Consider the following 26,283-nt stretch of genomic DNA (forward strand, 5'->3'; position numbering starts at 1 on the left):
CCGTCAGGGCGCGGCCACCCGCAGGGTCGAGCCGGAGCCCAGGAAGCAGCCCAGCTCGGCCGCCTCCGCCGCCAGCGCGGACCGCACCGGAGCGGGGAGCGGGGCGAACGGCTCGACCACCAGCTCGGCGCCCGCCCGCCGCCAGGTGCCCAGCACCCGCCCGTCCGCCACCACGGCGGGCCGGATCTGCCCGCCCCCGGCGTTGATCCGCTTGGCGAACCGCTGGTCCAGCATCAGCGCCCGGTCGCGGTAGCCGAGCAGGTAGCCGTCGTACGCACCGAGCAGCCGGACCAGCGGCGGTCCGGGCGGAGGCTCCGCCGCACCCGCCGTGCCCGCCGCGACGTACTGGCCGGGCGCGACCTCCCGCAGCGCGGCCCGCTCGAACTCCCGGCGCGCCCGCGTCAGCGGCAGTGCCGACCACCCCGCGAAGTCCTCCGGCCCGGCCGGGCCGAACGCGGCGACGTACCGCTCCACCAGCTCCCCGAGCTCCATAGGCTCCGCCGCGCCCGGCCCGGTCAGCACGTACCCGGGCTCGCGCGGGCCCACGTCCGCACCCCGGTGGAGCAGGCCCCGGGCCGCCGCGAGCATCACCAGGTGCGCCGGGGCCTGCCCCTTCGGGTCGACCCCGGCGCCGCGCTCGTTCAGCTCCGCGATCAGCTGCGCGCGGCCGAGCGGCCCGTCCGCGAGCACCTCCGGCAGCGCCGCCAGAGCCCGGCGGCAGACCTCCTCCGTCAGCCCGAGTTGCCGCCTCCGGCCCGCGTACGCCGCCGCGTTGCGCTCCCCGAACAGCGCCACCATCGGCCGCAGGTCCGCCGCCGCGACGAGGTGCAGCGTGCCGCGCATCAGCCAGCTGCTCACCGCCTCCCCCGCCGCAGCCGCCCGCCCCACCGCCTCCTCGTCCCGCAGCCCGCGCGCCCGCAGCCCCAGCCGCACCGCCCCCGCGTCCTGCGCCTGCACCCCGACCACCCGCCGGGCGATCTCCGCCACCCCGCCCCCGGACGGCCCGAACTGCGCGTGCATCCGCCACCGAAGGATCTCCGCATCACCAGTCACGGCACCACCTTGCCGCACAGGGCCGCCCGAGGCCGTCCGTGTTGTGACTGTCGGCGATAGTTGGCGGTTGTCAGCGATAGTTGGCGATCAGGGTTCCCGTCGCTGTCAGTGACAGTCCGCCTTGGTTGAATCAGCGGATGAGTGAAACCTCTGTCGACCTGGGAGTCGTCACCGCGCCATCCGGTGTGCTGGTCCTGGGCATGGCTGGCTGGATCGATCACTGGTCCGAGCTCGGCGACCCGTTGTCCGTGCGGGCACTGGCCGCGGCGAAGCAAGGTGGCGGCCACCTGCACGAGCCTGCGGACGGCCCGAGCCGGGATTGGTCCTGCGAGGCGGTCGCGGTGCCGGCCGCTGCCGACCGGCCGCTGAAGGTGCGCGCCGAAACGGGGGAGTCGTACGACGGGCCGGTCGTCACGGTCCTGGAGGTCGACCTCGGCGTGCCCTGGCCGGGCGACCCCGACGGAGAGCCGATCCGACTCGGTGACCTGCCGATCGACCGGTGCGGCATGGTCCTCGGGGACGCCCGCGCCCTCGACTCGTTCGTCGGGCTGCCGGGTGAGTCGATAGACGGACTCGCCGACGTCACGTACTGGGGGAAGTACGAGGACGAGGCCCACGCCCGCTTCGGCGGCGAACGGACACCCCAGTACGAGGTCGAGGGGCCCTACGGGCGCCTCGACCTCCCCCTACGCGAAGCCCACGAGTTCGCCAGTCAGCTCCAGAGCTGGTTGGCGGATGGGCCCCGAATCGGCCTGGTGGTCTCCGTGGACGCGCACACCCACTTCCACCTCCTCGACCGGGCCGGCCAGACTCACCCCCTGCTCGCCGGACAGATTGAGATCGGCGGATGTCAGGTCCTGGGCCTGGGCTGGGATCCCGGCGACCACTCCATGCGCCACCACGGCGAACGAGCCTGGAATCAGGTCTACGCAGTCACTCTCGAACAGCGCGGCACCACCACCCTGCTGCGTTGGACGATTCCCGCAGAAGGAGAAGAACCCGAGTAGACAGCTCGGGTGCCAGGACACTGCGGGGCTGGGCCCTACTGCCTCCGGTGTCACCGGAAACGGATAGCCTCCGGCAAGAAGGGGCGGCTGACAGGCGTGGACGTGAACATCGAGGAGATGCTGGACCGGCTCGGCGCGGTGATCGGGCCGCCGCCTGCGGACGGCGTGGTCCCGGTCCCGTGGGAGCTGGGGCCCGAGGCGCTCGGTTTCCAGCTGCCCGCGGACTACCGGGCGTTCGCCGACCGGTACGGGATGGTCAGCATCATGGACGAGCTACACATCTACACACCATCGGAAGCGCCCAGTCCCCAGATCGGGCAGCCGCTCGGCTTTGAGGGGTTCCTGTACAACACGACGGAGCCCTACGGATACTGCGCCTGGCTGGCCGAGGTCTACCGGGACGGGGACTTCGACGAGTGCCCGTATCCGCTGTTCCCGGCCGAGGGAGGCTTGCTGAAGTGGGGCAACAACTACAACTCGGACCATTTCTTCTGGCTGATGCGTGGCCCGGACCCGGACCGGTGGCTGGTCGCTGCCAAGTTCCACTCGATGCGGGAGTGGGACCTGTTCGAGGGCGGCTTCCTGGAGTTCCTGCTGGCGGCGGTGACGGAACAGTATCCGTACCACGGGGACGTCGTCCCGGACGGGCTGAAGCAGGCCGGTGACGGCCGTGCTTATCGTTTCAAGGGTGACTGGTCGAAGAACCTTCGGGAGTGAGCCCGCGGACACGGTCAACGACACGCTCTGGGACGATCACGCCAAAGCGCTCGCCACTCCTACCCGGTCAAGTGACTACGGTTCGTAATCAATACGAAGAACGTCCGCCAACTACCGCTGACAGGAACCGCCAACTAGCGCTGCCAAGCCACCCGGTCATCTGCGCGCACGCCTGTGGCCTCCGCCAACTATCGCTGACGGTCACACGTGTGAAGTGACTCGCATCTCACCGCCTGTCATTGCCTATGCAACTCGTTGCATAGGAGGATGCCGGTATGGCCCTCGAACACGCGATCCTCGTCTCCCTGCTGGAACAGCCCGGCTCCGGGTACGAGCTGGCGCGGCGGTTCGACCGGTCGATCGGGCGGTTCTGGACGGCGACACACCAGCAGATCTACCGCGTGCTGCGCCGGATGGAGGCCGACGGCTGGGTCGCGGTCGAGGAGATCGCGCAGGGCGGGCGGCCGGACAAGAAGGTCTACGAGGCCGCCGGGCCGGGCCGGGAGGCGCTGGCCGGCTGGCTGCGCGAGCCCGTGGAGCCGGAGACCGTGCGGCACGAGCTGGCCGTCAAGATCCGGGCGGCCGCCTTCGACGACCCGGGCGCCCTGATCTCCGAGGTCGAGCGGCACCGGGAGGCCCACGCCGCCCTGCTGACCCGCTATCTCAGCGGCGAGCAGCGCGACTTCCCCGATCTCGAACACCTCGACGCGCAGCAGGAGTTGCAGCACGTCGTTCTCCGCGGCGGCATCGAGTACGAGCGGATGACGCTGGCCTGGCTGGACGACGTGCTCGCCACCCTGCGCCGCCTCGCCACCTCGGCCGAACAATCCAACTGACCCTCTCTCCCCAGGAGTTACGTTGCTCTTCAACCCGCGCACCTACGACCCCGCGCAGTTCGACGACACCACCCGCCGCCTGCTGCGCGCCACCGTCGACTGGTTCGAGTCCCGGGGCAAGAAGGCGCTGATCGACACCTACATCGACCGCGCCTGGTACGGGGACTTCCTGGAGTTCGCCGCGAAGGAGGGCCTGTTCGCCGAGTTCCTGACGCCCTCCTCCGCCGACCCCCAGAAGCGCTGGGACACCGCGCGGATCGCCGAGCTGAACGAGATCCTCGGCTTCTACGGCCTGGGCTACTGGTACACCTGGCAGGTCACCATCCTGGGCCTCGGCCCGGTCTGGCAGAGCGAGAACGAGGCCGTCAGGGCTCGCGCCGCCAAGCTCCTGTCGGAGGGTCACGTGATGGCCTTCGGGCTGTCCGAGCGCAGCCACGGCGCCGACATCTACTCGACCGACATGATCCTCACCCCGGCCGGCGAGGGCGCCGACGGCAAGATGACCTTCACGGCCAACGGCTCGAAGTACTACATCGGCAACGGCAACGTGGCCGGCCTGGTCTCGGTCTTCGGCCGCCGCTCGGACGTCGATGGCCCCGAGGGCTACGTCTTCTTCGCCGCCGACAGCCGGCACGAGGCGTACCACCTGGTGAAGAACGTCGTGAACGCGCAGATGTACGTCAGCGAGTTCCGCCTGGACGACTACCCCGTCCGCGCCGAGGACGTGCTGCACACCGGCAAGCCCGCCTTCGACGCCGCGCTGAACACCGTCAACGTCGGCAAGTTCAACCTCTGCACCGCCTCCATCGGCATCTGCGAGCACGCGATGTACGAGGCCGTCACGCACGCCCACAACCGCGAGCTCTACGGCCAGAAGGTCACCGACTTCCCGCACGTGCGGCGGGAGTTGACGGATGCCTACACCCGCCTGACGGCGATGAAGCTGTTCAGCGACCGGGCCGTGGACTACTTCCGCACCGCCTCGCCCGAGGACCGCCGCTACCTGCTCTTCAACCCGATGACCAAGATGAAGGTCACCACCGAGGGCGAGAAGGTCATCGACCTGATGTGGGACGTCATCGCGGCCAAGGGCTTCGAGGCGGACACCTACTTCGACAAGGCCGCGCGCGACATCCGGGGCCTGCCCAAGCTCGAGGGCACGGTGCACGTCAACCTGGCACTGATCCTCAAGTTCATGGCCAACTACCTGTTCGCCCCGGCCGAGTACCCGGCCGTACCGAGCCGGCTGGACGCCACCGACGACACCTTCCTCTTCCAGCAGGGCCCGGCCCGCGGCCTCGGCGCGATCCGCTTCCACGACTGGCGCACCGCGTACGACAAGCACGCCCACCTGCCGAACGTCGCCCGCTTCCGCGAGCAGGCCGACGGCCTCTGCACCCTGCTGCTCACCCACGCACCGAGCGAGGCGCAGCAGGCCGACCTCGACTTCCTGCTGGAGATCGGCCAGCTCTTCGCGCTGGTCGTCTACGGCCAGCTGGTGCTGGAGCAGGCCGAGCTGACCGGCCTGGACGCCGACCTGCTGGACCACGTCTTCGACATCCTGGTCCGGGACTTCTCCGCCCACGCGACGGAGCTGCACGGCAAGACCTCGACCACCGAGGAGCAGGCCGCCTGGGCGCTCGCCAACGTCCGCCGCCCCGTCGCGGACACCGACCGCGCGGCCCGGGTCTGGGCCCAGGTCGAGGCGCTCTCGGGCGCGTACGAGATGCAGCCGTAGCGGCGGCTGCCGGCAGGCTCGTCGGGGGGCGCGGTACGCCGGTACCGCGCCCTTCGGCGTGCGCGGCTCCGGGACCGTGACCCCATGCACCCGGGACGTCGGCCCGCCGATCCTGAGGGGGTTACTGCCACCTTTCAGGGAGCCTGTCATGACCGCACCTACCGACCCTGCCGACCTCACCAAGTTCGCCGACCCGCTGCGCATCCCGCCGACCCTGCGGCCCGGCCCCGAGCTGACCGTCCGGCTGACCTCCGCCGAGGTGCAGCTGCACTCCGAGCTGCCGCCCACCCCGATGTGGACGTACGAGGGCAGCTTCCCCGGCCCGACCGTCGAAGTCCGGCGCGGGCAGCGGCTGCGCGTCGCCTGGGAGAACGGGATCACCACCCCCTACCCGGCGCAGGTCGGCAGGCTCCCGGCGATCACCGCGCCGCCCGCCGAGAACGTGCCGGGCATCGACCCGGCGCTGCTCGACCCGAAGGCCGCCGCCCTGCCCGCCTGGGCCGTCACCCACCTGCACGGCGCGGTGACCGGCGCCGGCCACGACGGCTGGACGGACAACGCGATCCTGGCCGGGGAGTCGCAGCTCTCCGAGTACCCGAACGACCAGCCCGCGACGGCCCTCTGGTACCACGACCACGCGATGGGCATCACCCGGCTCAACGTCAACGCCGGGCTGGCCGGCCTCTACCTCGTCCGGGACGAGGAGGAGGACGGGCTCGGGCTGCCGAGCGACGAGTTCGAGGTGCCGCTGGTGCTCTGCGACCGGAATCTGGCCACCGCGCCGGACGGCACCCCGACCGGGCAGCTGCTGTTCAAGACCGTCGGGCCGCTGCCCTTCGCCGGCCGCTACACCCTCGTCAACGGCGGCATCTGGCCGCACCACGACGTCCGGCAGCGCTGGTACCGCTTCCGCCTGCTGAACACCTCCAGCTCCCGCGCCTACCGCCTGCACCTGGTGGACGAGACCGGGCAGCGGGTGCCCGACGCGGCCTGGCAGATCGGCACCGACAGCGGCCTGCTCGGCGCACCGACCCCGCTCTCCCCGCAGGGCCTGACCCTCTCCCCCGCCGAACGGGCCGACCTGCTGGTCGACTTCCGCGCGCTGGGGGGCCGCACGCTGCGCCTGGTCAACTCCGCCCCGCAGCCCTACGACGGCCAGCCGATCGGCGACACCGACCCGGTCGGCGTGCCCAACCCGGCCAACCGGCTGCCCGACCCCGAGGTGCTGGAGTTCCGGGTCGCGCCGGACGCGGAGCCCGACCCCGACCCGTTCACCCTGCCCGCCGTGCTGGCGCAGTCGTACCAGCGGCTCTCCCACCAGACGCTGCCCGAGCACAACCACCGGGTGCTGATGCTCGGCCGCTCGCCCGCCGGGGTGTTCCAGCTCTGGGAGATGGCGGAGGTGCCGGACTCCGAGGTGCCGCCGGCCGGGACGGTGCGGGACGGCTACGTCCAGGTGCAGCAGGGCACCGGCCCCGTCCGGACCTATCGCAGGCTCTCCGCCGACTTCAACGACACGCTCAACTGGCGTGTCCGGCAGGACTCCTGGGAGCAGTGGACGATCATCAACCTGAGCATCGCCCTGCACCCGGTGCACATCCACCTGATCCGCTTCCAGGCCCTGACCAGGGCCGCCTGCGACGTCTCGGCCTTCCAGCAGGCCGAAGGCGGCACGACCATCGGCAAGCCCGTCACCTGGGACGCCGAAACCCCGATCGTCCCCGCCGACCAGGGCTGGAAGGACGTCATCAAGATCTGGCCCGGCGAACTCGTCCGGGTGGCCGGCCAGTTCACCGGCGCCACCGGCAGGTTCATGTACCACTGCCACATCCTCGACCACGAGGACGACGGCATGATGCGGCCCTTCACCGTCGCCCCCGGCGCCGTCATGGACGTCACCGGGATGGGCGGCATGGGCCCGATGTAGCGACTGCACACAACGGCCCGGCCGGTACGGAGATTCCGTACCGGCCGGGCCTTCAGGGGGGAAGTAAAGGGCTCAGTGCTTGGGCGGCGGCGTCTCACCGAACTGCATCACCGGGGCTGAGGGCTGCCCCTGGACCGGCTTCGGGTCACTGCCCGCGCCGCCGCCCGACAGCGAGACCGGCGCTCCGAGCTGGCAGCGCACCCAACGCACTGCCGCTCCGGCCACGGCCAGCGCACCGGCGACCGCCACGCCCTTCCGTGCGGATATCGATCCCATCGTGTCTCCAAACTTGGGGAACCGTTCGATGCCTCGACTATCGCCCCGGCACCGTCCCGACCACATGAGCCCGTCGTCCCAACTTCTCCCGGGACACCCGGTTACGCCAGACAGGCCCTAGGCGGGCCGGGGGAAGACCGCGCGGACGACGGCGCCCTGGAGGTCGTTCGCGGCGCTGAAGCGGCCGCCGAGCTCCTCCGCGCGCTCGGCCATCGACCGCAGGCCGACGCCCACGCCGTCGGCGTGCACCGGGAAGCCCGCGCCGTTGTCCTGCGCCTCGACCGTGACGTCCTGGTCGTCCACCCGGACCACCAGCCGGACGTCCGTGGCACCGGAGTGGCGGACGACGTTGTTGAGCGCCTCGCCGCTGATCCGGTAGATCGCCACCTCGACGGCCGCCGGGAGCGGCGGCAGCGGGTTGGGGGTGACATCGAGGGAGATCCGGACGGTGCTGGCGTTCAGGCGGTCGGCCAGCTGCCGCAGCGCGCCGGCCAGGCCCTCGCTGCCCAGGGCGGCGGGCGAGAGGCCGTCGGTGATCCGCCGCAGCTCGCTGATCGCCTGGCCGATCCCGGCCGAGACGCCCGCGAGCGGCGCTGCGGCGGCCGAGCCGCCGGGCACCCCGGCCACCACCGCGTCCACCTGGAGGCGCAGCCCGGAGAGCGCCGGGCCGAGGCCGTCGTGCAGGTCGTGCCGCAGGCGCCGCCGCTCCTCCTCGCGGGCGAGCACGAGCTGCTTCCGGCTGGCCTGGAGGTCCTCGTAGAGGCGCAGCGAGGCGATCGCGGGCGAGGCCTGGTCGGCGAGCAGCTGGAGCACCTCGCGGTCCTGCCGGTCCAGTGCGGGCTGCCCGGTGCGGGGCGAGACGTGCAGGTCGCCGATGGGCACGCCCTCGTACGTGAGCGGGAAGCTCTCGCCCTCGCGGTCGTGGGCTCCGAGCGCGGCGAGCTGCCGCAGCCCCGTCCGGCTCTCGACCCGGACGGCGGCGGCAGGCATCCCGAGCGAGCCGACGACGGTCTCGCAGAGCAGGGTCGGCGTGTCGGCGGGGTCGACGGTCTGCCGCAGGTGCTCGGCGAGGCTTCGGGCGACCTGGTAGGGCCGGGCGCGGTCGCCGTAGTAGTACCGGTCGACGGCCCGGAAGACCCGGGCGGCGGCCGGGCGCAGCAGGATGCCGACGGCCAGGGCGCCCATCACGCTCCACCACCAGGCCGCCCCCCGGCTGATCCCCGGGGAGAGCTCGTGCACCACGTACACGGCGGCGAAGACCACGAGGTACAGCGAGGCGCTGAAGGTGCAGGCGCCGAGCCAGCGGAGCGTGGACCTGTCCAGCGACAGCGACCTGTCCCGCTGGTAGGCCAGCACCAGGCAGGGGACGGCGACGGCAGGGCCGATCAGCGGCAGGAGGTTCAGGACCCACTCGGTCCGGACCTCCAGGTACCACGGGAGGGTGACCGTGACGGCCCAGGCCACGTACGGCAGCAGCAGCGCGGCCATCCGCGGGTGCGGACCGGGCGAGCGGTACCACCGGACCAGCGCGACCAGCAGGTTGACGGCGATGATGCCGGTGAAGATGTGCAGCCCGGTGCTGATGTACGCCTGCGGGTCACCGAGGACCTTGCTGAGCCCGTTCTCGATGCTGTCCCAGGCCCCGCCCGTCATGGGGTTGGGAAGGTCGAACCAGAATCGGCCGCCGACCGCCCCGAAGTAGCCCAGCGGCACCGCGGCGAGGCCGGTGACCACGGCGAACATCCTCGCCGGGCCCCGAGGCAGCTGCCAGTCGGGCAGCCAGAGGGAGTAGGCCATGACCAGGAAGGTGTTGACGAGCTCGAACGCGGTGCGGACGGCGGCGGTCGCGTCGAGGACCGCTCCGCCGGCCCCGGTCAGCAGCGCCGCCAGCGCGATCGCCAGGCCGAGCGACTTCAGCAGGCCGGCGGCCAGGAAGAGGACGCCGAGCAGGCCCGCCTTCCGGGCGATCAGCATCGCGGCCCCGAGCAGCGCGAAGCACTGGGCGAGGCCGAGCTGACCCCCGTAGTAGAAGTACAGGTAGCTGGCGTGGGGGTGGGCCACGGCCATCACGGCCCAGGCCAGGCCGCTCAGCAGGCTCAGCCCGCAGGCGGCCAGCGCCCACCGCTGTCGGGCCCGGCCGGCGGGGGTGGCGCGCGCGGCGGCGGCGACGGGAGCGCGGGGCGGGGCGGTCTGGCTCATGGCGACCCTCCTGGGACCTCGTGGCGGGCCCATCGTGCGTCGCCCGCTGTCCCAGGGGCGAGGGTTGGAGGTCCTGTCCCGGTCCGTGACAATCGGGCTCAGCTGTCGCCGAGGCCCATGTCGCGGGCTCGGGCGACGGCCTCGGCGCGGGTGGCGACGTGGAGCTTCTCGAAGATGTGCGTGACGTGGTTGCGGACGGTCTTCTCGGCGACGAAAAGCTCGCGGGCGATCCGGTGGTTGTCGAAGCCCCGGGCGACCAGCCCGAGCACCTCGGCCTCCCGGGCGGTGAGCGAGGGGAAGAGCTGCCCGGCCTCGCGCAGCCGGGTGCCGGCCAGCAGGGAGGTGATCCGGGTGGCGATCTCGGCGCCGAAGACGGCGCCGCCCGCCGCGACGGTGCGGACGGCGTGCAGCACCTCGTCGCGCCCGGCGCCCTTGACCAGGTAGCCGCGTGCCCCGGCCTGGAGGGCGGCGAGCAGGCTGCCGTCGTCGTCGGCCATGGTGAGCATCAGGACGGGCGCGGTCGGCACCCGCCCCGCGAGCTGCCTGGCCGCGTCGAGGCCGGAGCCGTCGGGCAGCGAGAGGTCCATCACGACCACGTCCGGCAGGCACTGGTCGACAGCATCCGCGACGGCCGCGACGGTCTCCGCCTCGCCGACCACCAACACGCCGTCGGCACTCTCCAGCGCGGCTTTGAGCCCCTCCCGGAACAGCGGGTGATCGTCGACGATCAGTACACGTACCGGCCGGGTGTCACTCTGCTGGTCATCCACCTGGCCGACACTACCAGTGATGGATTTATGACTTAGTGTGACATGCTGACAGGCGGGGGTGAACCGGGACGAACTGAGAGGTTCTGCCATGGCACTGACGATCCGACGGGCCTGCACGCTCGCACTCGCCGCCCTCCTCCTGCCGCTGGCCTCCCCCACTCGGGCCGCGCCCGCTCCGGCCGCTCCGGACGGCATCTCGTACGGCGCCGCGCAGCCGCTCGGCTCGGGCACCCTGCGGACGTACGCGGAGCTGGACGGCAAGCGGCCGGTCGCGGTCGGGGCGGTGTTCACCCGCAGCGCGCTCGACAACCTGCCGACGGAGCCGACAGACCGGCACCACTGCTTCGACGTCGACGGCGACGGCACGATCGACGACATGAAGGAGTGCACGGGCGGGCACGAGCACGTCCTCGACCTGCCGCCCGCGCTGCTGTCGCTGCCCGGCATGCCGCTGGAGTGGGCGCTGGTCAACTGGAGCCCGATGGGGCACGGACCGCCCGGGGTCTTCGACACGCCGCACTTCGACGTCCACTTCTACCTGCGACCGAAGAGCGAGCGGGACGCCATCCGGGCCGGCCGGTGCGGCATCCTGATCAACTGCGAGGACTTCAAGACCGCGACCGAGCCGATCGCGACCGAGTACCTCCCGGCCGACTACGTCGACAAGGGCATCGCCGAGACCGCCATGGGCAACCACCTCCAGGACCCGACCGCCCCCGAGTGGCACGGCGTCCCGTTCGTCCGGACGATGATCTACGGCGCGTACGACGCCCGGATCACCTTCCTGGAGCCGATGGTCACCCTGCGGGCGCTGCACCAGGCCGAGGCGGGCTCGGCGCAGTCCGAGTGCTCGGACATCAAGCAGCCGTCGGCCTGGCAGCAGCCGGGCTGGTACCCGCGCCAGTACTGCGTGCGGTACAGGGCCGAGGCCCAGGAGTTCACCGTCTCGCTGGAGGACTTCGCCCGGCACTGACCAGCCCCCGGGCCGCGAGGTAAGCGGTCGGTAAGCGGTCGGAAAGCGGCTTCTGTCAGGCTCGGTGCACCCGAGCCGCTCCGGGAAGGAGGTCGGGGGCCGCCCGCACGGGGGTCGGGCGGCCCCGGACCGAATCGGCCCCGACGGGCTCACGGCATCAGACGGGCTCACGGCATCAGCAGGACGGGCTTGACCACCTCGCCGGAGCGGGCCGCCTCGGCCGCCCGCTCGATCTCGGCGAAGGGGTAGACCCGGACCAGTCGGTCGACCGGCAGCCGCCCCGCCCGGTGCAGGGCGGCCAGCGCGGGCAGGAAGCGCGCGGGGACGGCCGATCCCTGGTTGACACCGACGATCCTGGGCGCCCGGCCGAGCAGCGCGGGGACGTCGAGGGCGACCTCGCTGCCCGCCGGCGGGGCGCCGACCACCCCGCAGGTGCCGCCGACGGCGAGCGAGTCGACGGCCTGCCGCAGCGCGCGCAGGTTGCCGCTGGTCTCCAGGGTGCGTTCGGCGCCCCGACCGCCGGTCAGGGCGGCGATCGCGGCGACCGGGTCCTCCGTGCGGGCGTCGACCACGGCCGTCGCGCCGAGCTCCAGCGCGAGCGCGAGCCGGGCGGGTTGCACGTCCACCGCGACGACGGCCGTGGCGGGCGTGAGCCGCGCCGCCAGCACGGCGGCGAGGCCGACCGCGCCCGCCCCGAAGACGGCCAGGGTGTCACCCGGTTCGGGCCGCAGCACCAGCAGCACCGCACCGGCGCCGGTCTGCACCCCGCAGCCGAGCGGCGCGAGCAGCTCGGGCGACACGTCGTCCGGCACCGGGACGGCGTTGCGTTCGGTGGCGAGCGCGTACGTCGCGAAGGAGGACTGACCGAAGAAGTGCCCGTGCAACGGCGTGCCGTCGGCAGCCCGCAGGGTGGCCGAGCCGTCCAGGCGGCTGCCGCCGAAGAGGTTGAGCTCCGGCCAGTGGTCGCAGCGCACCGGGAGCCCGGCGTGGCAGGACGGGCAGCCGCCGCAGGAGTCGAAGGTCAGCACCACCCGCTGCCCGGGGCGCACCCGCGTCACCGCGCTGCCGACCGCCTCGACCACCCCGGCGCCTTCGTGGCCGAGCACGGCGGGCAGCGGCCCGGGGGTGAGACCGGCCCGGACGCTCAGGTCGGTGTGGCAGACCCCGGCCGCGAGCACCCTGACCAGCACCTCGTCCGGGCGCGGCGCGTCCAGGCGTACGGTCTCCAGGGTGAACGGCGCACCCGCGCTCCTGACCACGGCGGCGGTGGCGGTGATGGCACTGGCTGCGGTGGACATGGTCAACTCCAGGGCATGGTGGGCGAGTAGAGGCGGGCGTCGGTCGTGCGCTCGTACGGCATGCCGGGCGGCATCGCCAGCACCTCCAGTTGCAGGCCCCAGGGGGTGCGGAAGTACACCCAGCGGTCGCCGTCGATCGGGCCGCCGTCGGTGATGGTCTGCGGCTCGCCGAGCACCTCGACGCCCGGCTGCGCCCGCAGGTACGCCACGGCGGCGTCGACGTCCTCGACCGCGATGGCGAGGTGGTGGCCGCCCCAGTCGCTGTTGCGGGGCAGGGTGCGGCGCTGGCCGGGGGCGCGGTACTCGAAGAGCTCCAGGTTGGTGACCGGGCCGAGCCGCAGCATCGCGATCTGGGCCGAGGCGGCCCGGTCGACGCCGAGCTGGCGGGCCATCCAGTCGCCCTCGGTGTCCTCCACCGGGCCTATCCGGTAGAGGAGTCGGGCGCCGAGCACCTCGGTGAAGAAGTCGACGGCCTGGTCCAGGTCGGGCACGGTGTACGCGACGTGGTGCACGGCGAGCGCGCCGGGGATGCCGGTCATGGCTTCACTCCTGGGGGTGTCGGTAGGCGGCGTACTGCTGGTTGGCGACGGCGGCCGTCAGGGCGAGGCCGCCGTCGACGGTGAGGGTGATGCCGGTGGTGTAGGCCGCCTCGGGGGCGGCGAGGTGGACGACGGCGGCGGCGACCTCGGCCGCCCGCCCCGGGCGGCCGACGGGGATGGCCGGGCGGGCGATGGCGGCGGCGTCCTGCCCGTCGGCCACGCCGTTCATCGGTGTCGCCGTCTCCCCCGGGCTGACGGCGTTGACCGTGATCCCGTGCGGGGCCAGCTCCAGGGCCAGCACCTTGGTCAGCTCGCCGAGGCCGCCCTTGGCCGCGCAGTAGGCGGCGCCGCCGAGGATCGGCACGTACTCGTGCACCGAGGTGACGTTGACGATCCGCCCGCCGGTGCCCTGGGCGACCATCCGGCGAGCCGCCTCCTGGGCGCAGGCGAACGGGCCGGTGAGGTCGACGGTGAGGATGCGCTGCCAGTCGGCGAGCGTCTCCGTCAGGACGGACGAACGGCGGTTCACCCCGGCGCAGTTGACGAGCACGTCGAGTCTGCCGAGCCGGTCGGCGGCCCGGCCGACCGCCTCGGCGGCGGCGGCCGGGTCGGCCAGGTCCAGTGCGAACACCAGGCCCTGACCGGCGAGTTCGGCGGTGCGCTCGGCGCCGGCCCGGTCGGTGCGGTAGCCGATCGCGACGGTGTGCCCGGCCGCCGCGAGCGCGACGGCCGTGGCCCGGCCGATCCCCGAGCTGGCACCGGTGACGACGGCGGCCATCAGGCGGCCTCCTGCACCTGGTACCCGGCCTGCTCCAGACTGCCCGCTCCGAGGTAGCCGTACAGCGCGACGGTGGTGACACCCCGCCTGGTCCGGAAGCCGTGCCACTCCCCGGCCGGCACGTACGCCAGATCGCCCTGGGCGAGCCGGACGCGGCCGCCCTGGGTGAGGTGGTCACCGCCGCCGGACAGCACGAGGAAGAACTCGTCCGCGTCCGGGTGCCGGTGCAGGTCGTGGCTGCCGTCCGGGGTGAACGTCGAGGTGGCGAGAGCCAGTTGGCGCGAGCCGACCGTCCCGGTGGTGGCCATCCAGTGCACCGACATCCCGGCGAAGCCGCCCGCCCGGTTGAGCGTGCCGCGCTCGCGGCGGCGGGCCAGCGGCACCGACACCGCGTCCTCCACCGGGGCCAGCGCGGGCCGGGCGTGCACGGTGAGCACCACCGCCGGGGAGACCCCGGCGCTCAGCCCGTACCGGCTGCCCGGCGGGTGGTAGAGGCCCGAGCCGGGGGCGAGCACCCGCCCGCCCCAGCCGGCCCGGCCCGCCAGCAGCACCGTCACCGACTCGGCGCCGGTGGCCTCCTCGGCCACCGCCCCGGCGGGCAGCGCCTCGATCGTCACCCCGCCCTGGGCCTGCGGGAACATCTGCGGGTCGATCAGCCGCCGGAAGCACGGCGCCCGCTCGGGAATGGCTGCGGGTACGAGGATCATCGGAGACCTCCGAAGTCGATGAGGATCTTGGGCGGGCCGCTGCGACCGCTCTGCAGCAGGTCGAAGGTCTTCGGCCCGAAGGTGTGCCGGAACACCCCGGCGATCAGCGGGCCGGCGTCGAGCACGCCGTCCTCGAAGAGGCGCAGCGTCCGGTCGTAGTGGTCGAGTCCGTGCCGGACGCCGATCACCTCCAGCCCGCGCAGCGCCAACTCGCCCGGGACGAAGCCCTCGACGGGCCGGCCCGCGACGCCGATCACGGCGAGCCGGCCCCCGGACTCCAGCAGGTCGAGCCCGTGCCGGAAGGCGGTGGGCGCTCCGCTGGCCTCGACGACCAGCGAGTAGTTGCCGGGCCGCGCCTCCTCCGGCCGCAGCGCCTGGCGGGCGCCGCACCGGAGGGCGAGGTCGAGGCCGGCCTGGTCGATCCCGATCGCGTCGACGAACCTGCCCAGGCGGGCGGCGAGTTGGACGGCGAGCAGGCCCATGGTGCCGGTGCCGATCACCGCCACGCGGTCGGCGAGCCGACAGCGGGCCTGCTCCAGGCCGCCGACCACGGTGACGGCGGGCTCGACCAGGGCGGCGGCCTCGTCCGACACCGCGTCGGGCACCCGGGAGAGCGAACCTTCGGGCATCACCAGGTACTCGGCGGCGGCGCCCTGGTGACCGTAGAGGCCGACCTCGCGGAGCCGCTCGCAGAGCGCGCGGCGGCCGCGCAGGCACATCCGGCAGTAGCCGCAGTGCAGCATCGTGTGGCCCACCACCCTCTCCCCGGCGGCGAATTCGGCGCCGCCGGTGACGACGGTGCCCGTCCACTCGTGGCCGATCACCAGCGGGTAGCGGGCGCGGCCGTCGATCAGGTAGGAGGCGGTGCCGTGCAGCAGCTCCAGATCGGTGCCGCAGAGGCCGACCAGGGCGATGCGGACCAGCACACTGCCGGGTGCGGGCACCGGGCGCGGCACCTCGGCGAGGCGGACGCGGTGCGGGGCCTCGATCCGCAGTGCGGTCATCATCGGGATCGGGGAGGTGGCTCCGGTGGTCGTGGCGACGGTCATGGCCGGGTGGTCCTTCGGGTGCGGGGCTGCCGGGCGCCGGCCCGGTGGGCCGGGGCGGTGGCCAGGGTGAGACAGAGCAGCTCGGCGCCGAGCGGGCCGGCCTGCAGGTCGAGGTCCTGTCCACCGCCGACGAGCAGCAGGTCACCGGCGTCGGCCAGGTGCTGGACGGGGTCGGGGCTCTGCTCGGCGACGACCGGGCCGCGCAGCACGAACCAGGCGGTCTCCGTCCCCGGGCGGGCGGCCCGGCGGTGCTGGGCACCGGGGCTGAGCCGGACGTGCTCGAAGGCCTCGCAGTCGCTGTGCAGGAGGTCGCGACGGGCCAGACAGAGGACGCGGGTGCGTTCGCTGCCCCGGCCGAGGACGACCATGGCGGACGCGGTGGCGGTGGTGACGATCATCGTGCACCTCCTCGGGTGACGGTCAGGACGGCGTGGAAGTACTCCAGGCCCTCCTCGCCGGCGACCAGGGTGGCCTGGCCGCCGAGCGGCAGGGTGAGGGCGGTGCCCTCGGCGAGCGGGACGTCGACGACGTCCTCCTCCTCGACGCCCTCGTCCTCGGTGGTGGCGTAGCCGCCGCCGGCGGTGACGTAGACGGTGTGCTCGACGTCGTCGGCGTCGAGCCAGATGCTCATCCCCGGCTCCAGCCAGGAGAGTCCGACGCCGCACAGCGGGCCGGTGAGCACCGAGCCCGGGTCGACGGCGCGGCCCCGGTGGAGGGCGGTGATCGCGGTGCTGGACATCTGGTGCTCCTCGCTGGTCCGTTGCTTCTCCACCACGGTCGCCCGCCCGCTGTCCCGGTCGCACGGGAGCCCGGTCCTGTCCTCGGCCCCTCAGCGGTCGGCCGGAGCCAGGACCGGCGCGGTCCGGCTTCCCGGGACCGCACCCGGGACACGGCCCGGGACACCGCCCTGCTGTCCCGGGCGCAGGACCTCCAGCCCGGCCCGCAGGGTGTCGGCGCCGACCCGGGTGAGCAGGCTGCCGTCCGCGACGTGCGGGCGGCCGAGCCCGGCGAGCAGCAGCAGCCCGTCCTCGCCGCCCACCGCCAACGCGGCCCGGACGGCGGCGGGCAGCGCCGCCGGGTCCACCCCGGCGGGCAGGACGACCGGCAGTGCGACGGGCAGGCCGGCGCGCAGCAGCAGCTCCTGGTGGGCCCGCTCGTCCGCCGCATCGAGCAGGCCCAGGTGGGCCGCAATGCGGGCGGCGGCGAGCAGGCCGAGAGCGTCGGCGCAGCCGGGGCGCAGGGCCTCGCCGGTGAGCGCCCGCACGGCGCGGCCGAGGCTGCGCCCGTACGCCAACGCCCTGGCCGGGCCGCGCTCCAACGGGTCGTACGCGACGACGGCTGCGCGGGCGTCGACGCACAGCGCGACGAACGCGGCCAGCTCGCGCGGCCCGTACGCCGCCTCGGGGTTCAGGACGGCGGCGAGCCGGTCGTAGTGGGCGGGGCAGACGGCCAGTACGTGCCGCACGACCGTCGTCAGACCGGCCCGCAGCTCGTCAGCCGGCTCCTCGGCGAGCAGGTCGAGCTGGCCCCAGACCAGGGTGGGGGCGTGGTGCAGTCCCAGCATCTCTGCCGGGAGCCGTCGGCTGAGCGAAAGCGCCTCCCCGCAGAGCGCCCCCAGCGAGGTCGGCACCCGGACCAGCCGCACCCCCTGGAACAGCAGCGCGGCCAGCACCCCGGCGGCCGCTCCGAGCTCCTCGCCTCCCACCGCCACTAGGACCGTCCGGCGGGTGGCACCGCCTTGGACGATCCGTTCGGCCAGCCGCTCCACGGTCTGCAGCGTCGCCCCGCCGGGCACCCGCAACCGCAGCCCCCCGACCCGCCGGGCCAGCCCCTCGGGGACGGCCCGGTCGGTCACGATCACGTACAGGTCGGCCTCCAACCCGGCCAGCTCACGCGCGAGTTCGTCCCACCCGGTCACGCCGCTCCGGACCCGCACGGGGAAGTGGACGCTGCCCGCTTGCAGCTCACGGTCGAGATCGTACGAAGCCATCCCGATCCTCCCTCACATCAACCACCGCAGGGGCGGCCACTCCCGTTCAAGTCGGGCTTTCGCGGCGGCAGTTCGCTGCTGACCCCGGCCGGCAGGACGGTGAGACAGAGCAGCTCCGCGCCAAGCGGACCGCCGTGCAGGTGGACGGCTGCGCCGTCGGGGGCCAGCAGGAGGTCGCCCTCGGTGAGGGTGCGCTGGGGCTGGACGGGGCAGTCGATCAGGGCGACGGGGCCCCGGAGGACGTACCAGGCGGCCTCGGTGCCACTGCGGCCGGTGAGCTCGTAGCAGGCGCCGGGGCTGAGGCGGACGTGGTCGACCGCCTCGCACTCGCTGTGCAGCATGCCCCGGCGGGCCAGGCACCGGGTGCGGATCCGCTGGGTGCCCGGCCCGAGGTGCACCACGGCGTGCGCGATGTCGGCGACGATCATGTCGACTCCCTTTCCGTGACGGCGAGTACGGCATGGACGTACTCGAGGCCGTCGAGCCCGGCGGTCAGTGCGGCGCCGGTGCCGAGCGGCAGGGTGAGCGCCCGGCCGGGCATCAGCGGGACGCGGACGTCTCCGGTGGCGGCCCGGCCGGAGCCGGTGGTCACGAAGACGGTGTGCTCGACGCCGTCGGTCTCCAGAACGGCCTTCTCGCCGGGGGCGAGCCGGACGACCTCGAGCCGCCGCAGCGGGCCGGTGAAGACCACCCCGGGGTCGACCGGGCCGACCCTCCGCAGGTTGGTGATGACGGCGTGCCGCAGCACGGGGGCAGGGGCGGGGGCGTTGGGTGCGGCGGGCATCTCGATCACCAGCCATTCCAGGGCTTCGGTACCGGTGTTGCGCAGGCCGTGGGTGGTGCCGAGCCCGGTGAGGACGGCGTCCCCGGCCGTGACCCGGGTGGGCCTGCCGTCGAGGGTGATCTCGCCCTGCCCCCCGAGCAGGACGTAGACCTCTTCGGTGCGGGTGTGCAGGTGCTCCCCACTGACGCCGCCGGGCGGGATCCGGGCCCACTCGACGGCCTCCCAGCCGCCCCGGAGCCCGGCCCGGCGGGCCAGGCAGGCCCACTGGGTCAGGCCCCGGGTACCGTGCACGCCGTGCACGTCGGCGGGCTGCCGGGTGTCGGCGACGATCACCGCGTGGCGCATGACAGCTCCCGCAACTCATCGGCGCTCGCCGCGAGTTCGCTCGCGGTGAGGTCGTCGGCGAAGCAGCCGCCGCCGATCCCGACGGGCAGCGGCAGCCGCTGCCTGCCGTCGCGGTGGCGGACGGTGTCGGTGAGGGCTTCACCGAGCGTCTCCGGCTCCATCAGCGGGTGCCAGACGGGCAGCCCCAGCCGCCGCATCAGGGCGAGGATGCGGTCCCGTTCGCCGGGCTCGACCAGTCCCCTCCGCTGGGCGAGCACCGTGGTCAGCGCCATGTCGACGCAGACCGCCTCTCCGTGCAGCAGCTCGGGCAGCGCCCGCATCTCCACGGTCGGGCTGAACGAGTGGCCGTAGTCCATCGAGCGCTCCAACCGGTGCTCCCACAGGTTGGGCTGGAGCTCCTGGAGCATCCCGTGCACGGCCCGGACGAGCACTTCGGCGGCCGGGGTCGGCCCCTGGAAGCGCTGGGCGATCAGCTCCTCGCCGTGCCGCTCCAGCAGGTCGAACAGGCGGCGGTCCTTGATCAGGGCGATCTTGAGGATCTCCGCCAGGCCGTTGCTCAGGTGGCGCGGGTCGAGCGTGGCGAGGAACGCCGGGTCGAGCAGGGTGGCGGCGGCGGGGTGGTAGGTGCCGAGCCGGTTCTTGTGGCTGCCGAAGTTGACGCCGGTCTTGGCGCCGACGCCGGCGTCCACCAGGCCGATCAGCGTGGTCGGCACCCGGACGAACGGGGTCGACCGCCGGTAGAGGCTGCACGCCAGGCCGACGACGTCCATCAGCACGCCGCCGCCCATCGCGATGACGGGTTCACCCCGCCGGGCGAGCCCGAAGCGCTCCATCGCCTCGGCGACCCGGAAGACCGAGTCCATCGTCTTGACCTGCTCGTGCGCGGGCAGCACACAGAGCTCGTACGCGAGCCCCCGGGCCTCGAAGTACGCCCGGAGGCGGTCGCCGTACAGCTCGTGGACGGTGGCCTCGACCACCACCAGCCGGCGGCCCGGGAAGGCCCCGGCGGCGGCCAGCGCCGGGTTGGCCGGGGAGAGCACCCCCGGAGTGAAGGTCACCTCGTAGGTGACCGGCAACGCGGTCGTCACCGTCCACCCGGTGACCGGCTCCCCCAGGGTGAACAGCCCGTGGGAGTCGCGGTTGTTTCGCTTGGCAGGCACTGCGGCCTCCTTCGTACTCGAAAGTGCTTCGGCTCCCAACAGTCGGCCGCCCGACGTCCCGGACACACGGGCGTCCGGTCACGTCCATGTCCCACACGCCCCAGCCCACGCCCGCCCGGAGACCGTCGTGTCAGTACCGTGGAGACAGGAGGGGCACTCTCCGAAGGAACGTGCGCCATGAACTTCACCGACCGCGCCGACGCGGGCCGCCGCCTCGCCGCCGAGCTCACCCACCTGCGCGGCAGCGACGCCGTCGTGGTGGGGCTGCCGCGTGGCGGGGTGCCGGTGGCCGCCGAGGTCGCCGAAGTGCTCGCCGCGCCGCTGGACATCTGCGTCGTCCGCAAGCTCGGCTGCCCCGGGCAGCCGGAGCTGGCCATGGGGGCGATCGGCGAGGGCGACGCACTGGTCCGCAACGAGCGGGTGATCCGGGGTGCAGGCGTGACGTCCGCGCAGTTCGCCGAGGTGGAGCGGAGCGAGCGCACCGAGCTGGCCCGCCGGGCCGGGCGGTACCGCCGGGGCCGGCCGGCCGTCGAGCTGCGCGGCCGTACGGTGATCGTGGTCGACGACGGGCTCGCCACGGGTTCGACGGCGCTGGCGGCCTGCCGGATCGTCCGAGCCCGGGGGGCGGGCCGGGTGGTGCTGGCCGTGCCCGTGGCGCCCTCCGACTGGGAGCGGACGATGGCGGGGGCGGCGGACGAGCTGGTCTGCCCGCTGACCCCGGCCCGGTTCTGGGCGATCGGCCAGTTCTACGCCGACTTCGGCCAGACCTCCGACGCCGAGGTGCTCGCCTGCCTGGCCCACAGCGCCCCCGCCCCCACCACCCGGGCCGTCACGGTCGAGGTCCCAGGCGGCATCGCCCTCCCCGCTGATCTGACGGTGCCTCAGAATGCCTCCGGTACGGTGGTGTTCGCGCACGGCAGCGGCAGCAGCAGGCGCAGCCCGCGCAACCGCGAGGTCGCCGCCACGCTCCAGCGGGCGGGCCTAGCCACCCTGCTGCTGGACCTGCTGACGCCCGCCGAGGAGCCGGACCGCCGCAAGGTCTTCGACGTCGAGCTGCTCGCCGAGCGGCTCGGCGCCGCCTTCCGAAGCCTGGACGGCCTGGGCGACCTCGACGGCCCGGTCGGCTGCTTCGGGGCGAGCACCGGCGCGGCCGCCGCGCTGCGGGCGGCGGCGGAGCCCGGTTCGCCGGTCGCGGCAGTGGTCTCCCGGGGCGGCCGCCCGGATCTGGCCGGGCCCTGGCTGGCGCACGTCCGGGCCCCGACCCTGCTGATCGTCGGCGGGGCGGACGTGGGGGTGCTGGAGCTCAACCGGGAGGCCCGCGCGCAGCTGCGCTGCGAGAACAGCCTCGCCGTCGTGCCCGGCGCCGGTCACCTCTTCGAGGAGCCGCGGGCCCTGGAGGCGGTCGGCGAACTGGCCGCCGAATGGTTCACCAGATGGTTCGGGCAGTTCGCACACACCGGGGAGGATCACTGGACATTATGACCAGCCCCAACCGGCCCGACCTGCTCACCTTGTACACATTGAGCAGTCCAGAAGCCAGCTGTTGCCCAATCAGTCCGACAGGGCCAAGCTCAGCACTCAACCGCGTCACCTACCCCAGGGCACCGCGGAAGCCTCAACGTGGAGGGACCACCGATGACCACCAACGCCGTTGAACTGACCCCCGAGGAGCTCGAAGCCGGCCTCGACGCGGAGCAGCTGCGCCGCCTGGTGGGCCTGGTCGAGCACGACGCCGCCGGTGACCCCTTCCCGGTCATCGCGCAGGACGCGATCGTGTTCGTGGTGGGCAACGCCACCCAGACCTCGCACTACTACCAGACCGTCTTCGGCATGGACCTGGTCGCCTACTCGGGCCCGGAGACCGGCCGCCGTGACCGCAAGGCCTTCGTGCTGCGCTCCGGCTCCTGCCGCTTCGTGATCAAGGGCGGGGTCTCCCCGGACAGCGAGCTGCTGGACCACCACCGCCGCCACGGCGACGGCGTCGTCGACCTGGCGCTGGAGGTGCCGGACGTCGACAAGTGCATCGAGCACGCCCGCGCCCAGGGCGCCCGCATCCTGGAGGAGCCGAACGACGTCTCCGACGAGAACGGCACCGTGCGCCGCGCCGCGATCGGCACCTACGGCGAGACCCGCCACACCCTGATCGACCGGTCCCGCTACCACGGCCCCTACCTGCCGGGCTACGTCGTCGCCGAGACGAAGGTGACGCGCCCGGCCGGTGCGCCCAAGCGGCTGTTCCAGGCCCTCGACCACGCCGTCGGCAACGTCGAGATCGGCAAGATGGACGAGTGGGTCAGCTTCTACAACCGCGTCATGGGCTTCGTGAACATGGCCGAGTTCGTCGGCGACGACATCGCCACCGAGTACTCCGCCCTGATGAGCAAGGTCGTCGCGAGCGGCAACCACCGGGTCAAGTTCCCGCTGAACGAGCCCGCGATCGCGAAGAAGAAGTCGCAGATCGACGAGTACCTGGAGTTCTACGGCGGCCCCGGCTGCCAGCACATGGCGCTCGCCACCAACGACATCCTCACCACCGTCGACATCCTGCGCGCCAACGGCGTGGAGTTCCTCAACACCCCCGACTCGTACTACGACGACCCGGAGCTGCGCAAGCGCATCGGCGAGGTGCGGGTGCCGGTCGAGGAGCTGAAGAAGCGCGCGATCCTGGTCGACCGCGACGAGGACGGCTACCTGCTGCAGATCTTCACCAAGCCCCAGGGCGACCGGCCGACGGTGTTCTTCGAGTTCATCGAGCGGCATGGTTCACTCGGTTTCGGCAAGGGCAACTTCAAGGCGCTGTTCGAGTCGCTGGAGCGCGAGCAGGACCGGCGCGGCAACCTCTGACAGCCGGCCAGCCAGACCGAGGAGAGGTCGACCATGGCGCACTACCGCCAGCTGGGCAGCATCCCGCCCAAGCGGCACACGCAGCACCGCACTCCCGAGGGTGGGCTGTACTACGAGGAGCTGATGGGCGAGGAGGGGTTCTTCTCGGACTCCTCGCTGCTCTACCACCGTGGCATCCCGTCCTCGGTCGTGGACGCCCGGGTCTGGGAGCTGCCGGAGCAGGCGACCACGCCGAACCTGCCGCTGCTGCCCCGGCACCTCAAGCTGCACGAGCTCTTCCCGGCCGAGCTGTGGAAGAGCACCGACGCCGTCACCGGCCGCCGGCTGCTGCTCGGCAACGGGGACGTGCGGATCAGCTACGTCGCGGCGGGCGCCCCGAGCGAGCTCTACCGCAACGGGCTCGGTGACGAGTGCGTCTACGTCGAGTCGGGCGAGGCTGTGCTGGAGACGGTCTTCGGCTCGCTGGAGGTCGGCCAGGGCGACTACGTGGTCATCCCCCGGGCCACCACCCACCGCTGGGTGCCGGGGGGCGACGCCCCGCTGCGCGCGTACTGCATCGAGGCCAACAGCCACATCACCCCGGCCCGCCGCTTCCTCTCCAAGTACGGCCAGCTCCTGGAGCACGCGCCGTACTGCGAGCGGGACCTGCGCGGCCCGGTCGGCCCGCTGCTGGTCGAGGGCGAGGACGTGGACATCCTCGTCAAGCACCGGGGCTCCGGCCCCGGCGGTGTGGTCGGCACCCGGTACACCGTGCCGCACCACCCGTTCGACGTGGTCGGCTGGGACGGCTGCCTCTACCCGTACGTGCTCAACATCAGCGACTACGAGCCGATCACCGGCCGGATCCACCAGCCGCCGCCGGCCCACCAGGTCTTCGAGGGCAACAACTTCGTGATCTGCAACTTCGTGCCGCGCAAGGTGGACTACCACCCGCTGTCCATCCCGGTGCCGTACTACCACTCCAACGTGGACAGCGACGAGGTGATGTTCTACTGCGGCGGCAACTACGAGGCGCGCCGGGGTTCGGGCATCGCCCAGGGCTCGATCTCGCTGCACCCGGGCGGGCACACCCACGGCCCGCAGCCGGGGGCGTACGAGCGGTCGATCGGTGCGGAGTTCTTCGACGAACTCGCCGTCATGGTGGACACCTTCAAGCCGCTGGAGCTCGGCGAGGGCGCCACTTCGAGCGAGGACCCGGGCTACGCCTGGACCTGGTCGGGGCGGGGGCCGCAGCGGTGAGCACCGCCCTGCCCCTCGGGCTCTTCCGGGGCCTGTTCGACGACGCGGCGGTCTTCCCGCCGGGAGACCTGCCGCTGCCGCAGGCCGTGCCCGCGCACCTGGCCCACCGGGCCTCCCGGTACGCGGAGTTCGTCGGCCCGTTCCTCTGCGGGGCGGGCCGCCTCGGCGAGCTCGCGCAGCTCGCCGCCCCCGGGCTGCGGGTCGCGCTGGTCCTGCCGGGGGGCAGCGACCAGCTCGCCCCGGCACTCGGGCACGGCCTGGAGCTGGCCGGGGTCGAGATCGCGGCCCTCCCGGACGTCCGGGCGGCCGTCGCCGCGCTCGACGCCCAGCTGCCGCCGGGCGTCCCCGGATCGGTCGAACTCCCGCGCGGCGACGGCCTGTCGGCCGCCCTGGACGTGCTCGCCGGCACGCCCTACCGGGCCAAGTACCGCACCGGCGGCCTGACCGCGGACGCCTTCCCGACCGTCGCCGAGCTGGCCGCCTTCGTGACTGGCTGCGCCGAGCGCGGGCTGCCGTACAAGTGCACGGCCGGGCTGCACAACGCCGTCCGGCACACCGACGGGCAGACCGGTTTCGAGCACCACGGCTTCCTCAACGTGCTGCTCGCCGCCGCCGATCCGTCGTCGGCCGCCGAGCTGCTCGCCGAGCGCTCGGGCAAGGTACTCGCCGCCGCCGCACTGGATCTGACGGATGCTCAGATCACTGCCGCCCGCGCTTCGTTCACCGCCTTCGGCACCTGTAGCATCGCCGAACCGCTCGCCGACCTGGCCGAACTCGGCCTGCTTCCGCACCTGGAGAACCATTGACCAGCTGGCTCGCCTCCGCGCAGGATTCGCCGTACGGCCTGCACAACCTGCCGTACGGCGTCTTCACCGCGCCCGACCAGCCGGGCCGCCGCCGGATCGGCGTTGCGGTCGGCGACTTCGTGCTGGACGCGGGGGCTGCCGCGCGGGCCGTCGGGGCGCCCTCCACCCTGCTCGACGCCGACACCCTCAACCCGCTGCTGGCGGCCGGGCGCCCGGTCTGGAGCTCGGTGCGCGCCTCGCTCACCGAGTGGCTGACCGACGAGAGCCACCGCGCCGCCGTCAGCCCCTGCCTGCTGGAGCGCGGCTCGGTCGAGCTGCACCTGCCGTTCGAGGTCGCCGACTACGTCGACTTCTACGCCTCCGAGCACCACGCGACCAACCTGGGCAAGATCTTCCGCCCCGGCTCCGAGCCGCTGACGCCCAACTGGAAGCACCTGCCGATCGGCTACCACGGCCGGGCCGGCACGGTCGTGGTCTCCGGCACCCCGGTGATCCGCCCGCACGGCCAGCGCAAGGCCCCCACCGACCCGGCACCCTCCTTCGGCCCGTCCCGCCGCCTCGACATCGAGGCCGAGGTCGGCTTCGTGGTGGGCGCCGGCACCGCGCTCGGCAGCTCGGTGCCGCTGGAGGCCTTCCGCGAGCACGTCTTCGGCGTCCTGCTGCTCAACGACTGGTCCGCGCGCGACATCCAGGCCTGGGAGTACGTCCCGCTCGGCCCCTTCCTCGGCAAGTCGTTCGCCACCTCGGTCTCCCCCTGGGTCGTCCCGCTGGACGCCCTGGAGGCCGCCCGGGTCGCACCGCCGGCCCGCGACGTCGAGCCGCTCCCCTACCTGGACGACCGCGAGGCCGAGGCCTGGGGCCTCGACATCTCCCTCGAGGTCAGCCTCAACGGCCACGTCATCTCCCGGCCGCCGTTCGCCGCCATGTACTGGACCGCCGCCCAGCAGCTGGCCCACATGACGGTCAACGGCGCGAACCTGCGCCCCGGCGACCTCTACGCCTCCGGCACCGTCAGCGGCGCCGAGGTCGAGACCCGAGGCGCCCTGATCGAGCTCACCTGGAACGGTGAGAACCCCGTCGAGCTCCCCGACGGCACCACCCGCACCTTCCTGGAGAACGAGGACACCGTCACGATCACCGCCACCGCCCCGGGCCCGAACGGCACGGTCGTCGGCTTCGGCGAGGTGACGGGCCGCATCGTCCCGTGAGCTGCGAACGGCCGCAGCTTATGATCGTCCGGTTGCGGAA

General features: G+C 73.2%; 26 protein-coding genes. 11 read left to right on the top strand and 15 right to left on the bottom strand.

The genetic code is table 11. The features are described 5' to 3' along the window. Nucleotides 1-3: 3 nt before the first annotated feature. Entirely contained in the window at nucleotides 4-1,053 is a 1,050-nt protein-coding gene (locus tag ACR68M_RS05440) for a winged helix DNA-binding domain-containing protein (RefSeq protein ID WP_441249267.1), read from the bottom strand. Between the two features lie 137 nt (nucleotides 1,054-1,190). Between ACR68M_RS05440 and ACR68M_RS05445 the strand changes: the two genes are divergently transcribed. The 5 genes from ACR68M_RS05445 to ACR68M_RS05465 all read left to right on the top strand — a co-directional run bounded on the left by ACR68M_RS05445 (nucleotide 1,191) and on the right by ACR68M_RS05465 (nucleotide 7,278). Beyond that, nucleotides 1,191-2,060: a hypothetical protein gene (locus ACR68M_RS05445; RefSeq protein WP_441249268.1), complete on the top strand. Its 870-nt coding sequence runs from the start codon at nucleotides 1,191-1,193 to the stop codon at nucleotides 2,058-2,060. 96 nt (nucleotides 2,061-2,156) lie between these two features. After that, complete coding sequence (locus ACR68M_RS05450) at nucleotides 2,157-2,777, top strand: hypothetical protein (RefSeq protein ID WP_441249269.1); 621 nt, start codon at nucleotides 2,157-2,159, stop codon at nucleotides 2,775-2,777. A 275-nt stretch (nucleotides 2,778-3,052) separates the two neighbouring features. Next, nucleotides 3,053-3,613, top strand: coding sequence for a PadR family transcriptional regulator (locus ACR68M_RS05455; RefSeq protein ID WP_441249270.1), 561 nt, complete (start codon nucleotides 3,053-3,055; stop codon nucleotides 3,611-3,613). A gap of 22 nt (nucleotides 3,614-3,635) precedes the next feature. Further along, entirely contained in the window at nucleotides 3,636-5,351 is a 1,716-nt protein-coding gene (locus ACR68M_RS05460; protein WP_441249271.1) for an acyl-CoA dehydrogenase, read from the top strand. A 148-nt stretch (nucleotides 5,352-5,499) separates the two neighbouring features. Continuing rightward, nucleotides 5,500-7,278 carry a multicopper oxidase family protein gene (locus ACR68M_RS05465; protein ID WP_441249272.1) on the top strand — a complete coding sequence of 593 codons (1,779 nt, stop codon included), beginning with the start codon at nucleotides 5,500-5,502 and terminating at the stop codon, nucleotides 7,276-7,278. A 72-nt stretch (nucleotides 7,279-7,350) separates the two neighbouring features. On the opposite strand, the gene ACR68M_RS05470 is transcribed toward ACR68M_RS05465, so the two are convergent. The 3 genes from ACR68M_RS05470 to ACR68M_RS05480 form a co-directional block, all read right to left on the bottom strand. Beyond that, nucleotides 7,351-7,554, bottom strand: coding sequence for a hypothetical protein (locus ACR68M_RS05470; protein ID WP_441249273.1), 204 nt, complete (start codon nucleotides 7,552-7,554; stop codon nucleotides 7,351-7,353). 117 nt (nucleotides 7,555-7,671) lie between these two features. Then, a complete protein-coding gene (locus tag ACR68M_RS05475) occupies nucleotides 7,672-9,753 on the bottom strand; it encodes a sensor histidine kinase (protein ID WP_441249274.1) in 2,082 nt (693 codons plus the stop codon). A 98-nt stretch (nucleotides 9,754-9,851) separates the two neighbouring features. Continuing rightward, entirely contained in the window at nucleotides 9,852-10,523 is a 672-nt protein-coding gene (locus tag ACR68M_RS05480) for a response regulator (protein ID WP_441249275.1), read from the bottom strand. Between the two features lie 88 nt (nucleotides 10,524-10,611). Here ACR68M_RS05480 and ACR68M_RS05485 point away from each other — a divergent pair, with 88 nt between their 5' ends. Next, a complete protein-coding gene (locus ACR68M_RS05485; protein ID WP_441249276.1) occupies nucleotides 10,612-11,496 on the top strand; it encodes a hypothetical protein in 885 nt (294 codons plus the stop codon). 167 nt (nucleotides 11,497-11,663) lie between these two features. Here ACR68M_RS05485 and ACR68M_RS05490 read toward each other — a convergent pair whose 3' ends face one another. The 11 genes from ACR68M_RS05490 to ACR68M_RS05540 form a co-directional block, all read right to left on the bottom strand. Next, nucleotides 11,664-12,794, bottom strand: coding sequence for an NAD(P)-dependent alcohol dehydrogenase (locus ACR68M_RS05490; RefSeq protein ID WP_441249277.1), 1,131 nt, complete (start codon nucleotides 12,792-12,794; stop codon nucleotides 11,664-11,666). 2 nt (nucleotides 12,795-12,796) lie between these two features. After that, complete coding sequence (locus ACR68M_RS05495; RefSeq protein WP_441249278.1) at nucleotides 12,797-13,333, bottom strand: VOC family protein; 537 nt, start codon at nucleotides 13,331-13,333, stop codon at nucleotides 12,797-12,799. Between the two features lie 4 nt (nucleotides 13,334-13,337). Beyond that, nucleotides 13,338-14,111 carry an SDR family oxidoreductase gene (locus ACR68M_RS05500; protein WP_441249279.1) on the bottom strand — a complete coding sequence of 258 codons (774 nt, stop codon included), beginning with the start codon at nucleotides 14,109-14,111 and terminating at the stop codon, nucleotides 13,338-13,340. After that, the gene (locus ACR68M_RS05505) at nucleotides 14,111-14,818 is read right to left on the bottom strand and encodes a cupin domain-containing protein (RefSeq protein ID WP_441249280.1); all 708 of its coding nucleotides are present in this window, start codon (nucleotides 14,816-14,818) and stop codon (nucleotides 14,111-14,113) included. Before ACR68M_RS05505 ends, ACR68M_RS05500 begins: the two co-directional genes overlap by 1 nt. Then, nucleotides 14,815-15,867, bottom strand: coding sequence for a zinc-dependent alcohol dehydrogenase (locus ACR68M_RS05510; RefSeq protein ID WP_441249281.1), 1,053 nt, complete (start codon nucleotides 15,865-15,867; stop codon nucleotides 14,815-14,817). The genes ACR68M_RS05505 and ACR68M_RS05510 overlap by 4 nt, the downstream gene beginning before the upstream one ends. Beyond that, nucleotides 15,864-16,265, bottom strand: coding sequence for a hypothetical protein (locus ACR68M_RS05515; RefSeq protein WP_441249282.1), 402 nt, complete (start codon nucleotides 16,263-16,265; stop codon nucleotides 15,864-15,866). The genes ACR68M_RS05510 and ACR68M_RS05515 overlap by 4 nt, the downstream gene beginning before the upstream one ends. Then, nucleotides 16,262-16,606 (bottom strand): hypothetical protein, encoded by a 345-nt coding sequence (locus ACR68M_RS05520; protein ID WP_441249283.1) that lies wholly within the window; start codon nucleotides 16,604-16,606, stop codon nucleotides 16,262-16,264. The genes ACR68M_RS05515 and ACR68M_RS05520 overlap by 4 nt, the downstream gene beginning before the upstream one ends. Nucleotides 16,607-16,696: 90 nt before the next feature. Continuing rightward, on the bottom strand, nucleotides 16,697-17,857 hold the full coding sequence (locus ACR68M_RS05525) for a 3-dehydroquinate synthase family protein (RefSeq protein WP_441249284.1): 1,161 nt from the start codon (nucleotides 17,855-17,857) through the stop codon (nucleotides 16,697-16,699). Between the two features lie 17 nt (nucleotides 17,858-17,874). Then, nucleotides 17,875-18,285: a hypothetical protein gene (locus ACR68M_RS05530; RefSeq protein WP_441249285.1), complete on the bottom strand. Its 411-nt coding sequence runs from the start codon at nucleotides 18,283-18,285 to the stop codon at nucleotides 17,875-17,877. After that, on the bottom strand, nucleotides 18,282-18,986 hold the full coding sequence (locus tag ACR68M_RS05535) for a cupin domain-containing protein (RefSeq protein ID WP_441249286.1): 705 nt from the start codon (nucleotides 18,984-18,986) through the stop codon (nucleotides 18,282-18,284). Before ACR68M_RS05535 ends, ACR68M_RS05530 begins: the two co-directional genes overlap by 4 nt. Beyond that, a complete protein-coding gene (locus tag ACR68M_RS05540) occupies nucleotides 18,971-20,146 on the bottom strand; it encodes a sedoheptulose 7-phosphate cyclase (RefSeq protein WP_441249287.1) in 1,176 nt (391 codons plus the stop codon). Before ACR68M_RS05540 ends, ACR68M_RS05535 begins: the two co-directional genes overlap by 16 nt. A gap of 177 nt (nucleotides 20,147-20,323) precedes the next feature. Between ACR68M_RS05540 and ACR68M_RS05545 the strand changes: the two genes are divergently transcribed. The 5 genes from ACR68M_RS05545 to fahA all read left to right on the top strand — a co-directional run bounded on the left by ACR68M_RS05545 (nucleotide 20,324) and on the right by fahA (nucleotide 26,243). Then, entirely contained in the window at nucleotides 20,324-21,628 is a 1,305-nt protein-coding gene (locus ACR68M_RS05545) for a phosphoribosyltransferase family protein (RefSeq protein WP_441249288.1), read from the top strand. Between the two features lie 225 nt (nucleotides 21,629-21,853). Next, nucleotides 21,854-22,990 carry a 4-hydroxyphenylpyruvate dioxygenase gene (gene hppD / locus ACR68M_RS05550; protein ID WP_441251516.1) on the top strand — a complete coding sequence of 379 codons (1,137 nt, stop codon included), beginning with the start codon at nucleotides 21,854-21,856 and terminating at the stop codon, nucleotides 22,988-22,990. A gap of 33 nt (nucleotides 22,991-23,023) precedes the next feature. Beyond that, a complete protein-coding gene (locus ACR68M_RS05555) occupies nucleotides 23,024-24,229 on the top strand; it encodes a homogentisate 1,2-dioxygenase (protein WP_441249289.1) in 1,206 nt (401 codons plus the stop codon). Beyond that, entirely contained in the window at nucleotides 24,226-25,035 is an 810-nt protein-coding gene (locus tag ACR68M_RS05560; RefSeq protein WP_441249290.1) for a hypothetical protein, read from the top strand. Before ACR68M_RS05555 ends, ACR68M_RS05560 begins: the two co-directional genes overlap by 4 nt. Further along, nucleotides 25,032-26,243 carry a fumarylacetoacetase gene (gene fahA / locus ACR68M_RS05565; RefSeq protein ID WP_441249291.1) on the top strand — a complete coding sequence of 404 codons (1,212 nt, stop codon included), beginning with the start codon at nucleotides 25,032-25,034 and terminating at the stop codon, nucleotides 26,241-26,243. Before ACR68M_RS05560 ends, fahA begins: the two co-directional genes overlap by 4 nt. The last annotated feature ends 40 nt before the right edge of the window (nucleotides 26,244-26,283 follow it).

The organism is Kitasatospora sp. McL0602 (assembly GCF_052076145.1).
In the GTDB taxonomy this organism is placed as follows: Bacteria; Actinomycetota; Actinomycetes; order Streptomycetales; family Streptomycetaceae; genus Kitasatospora.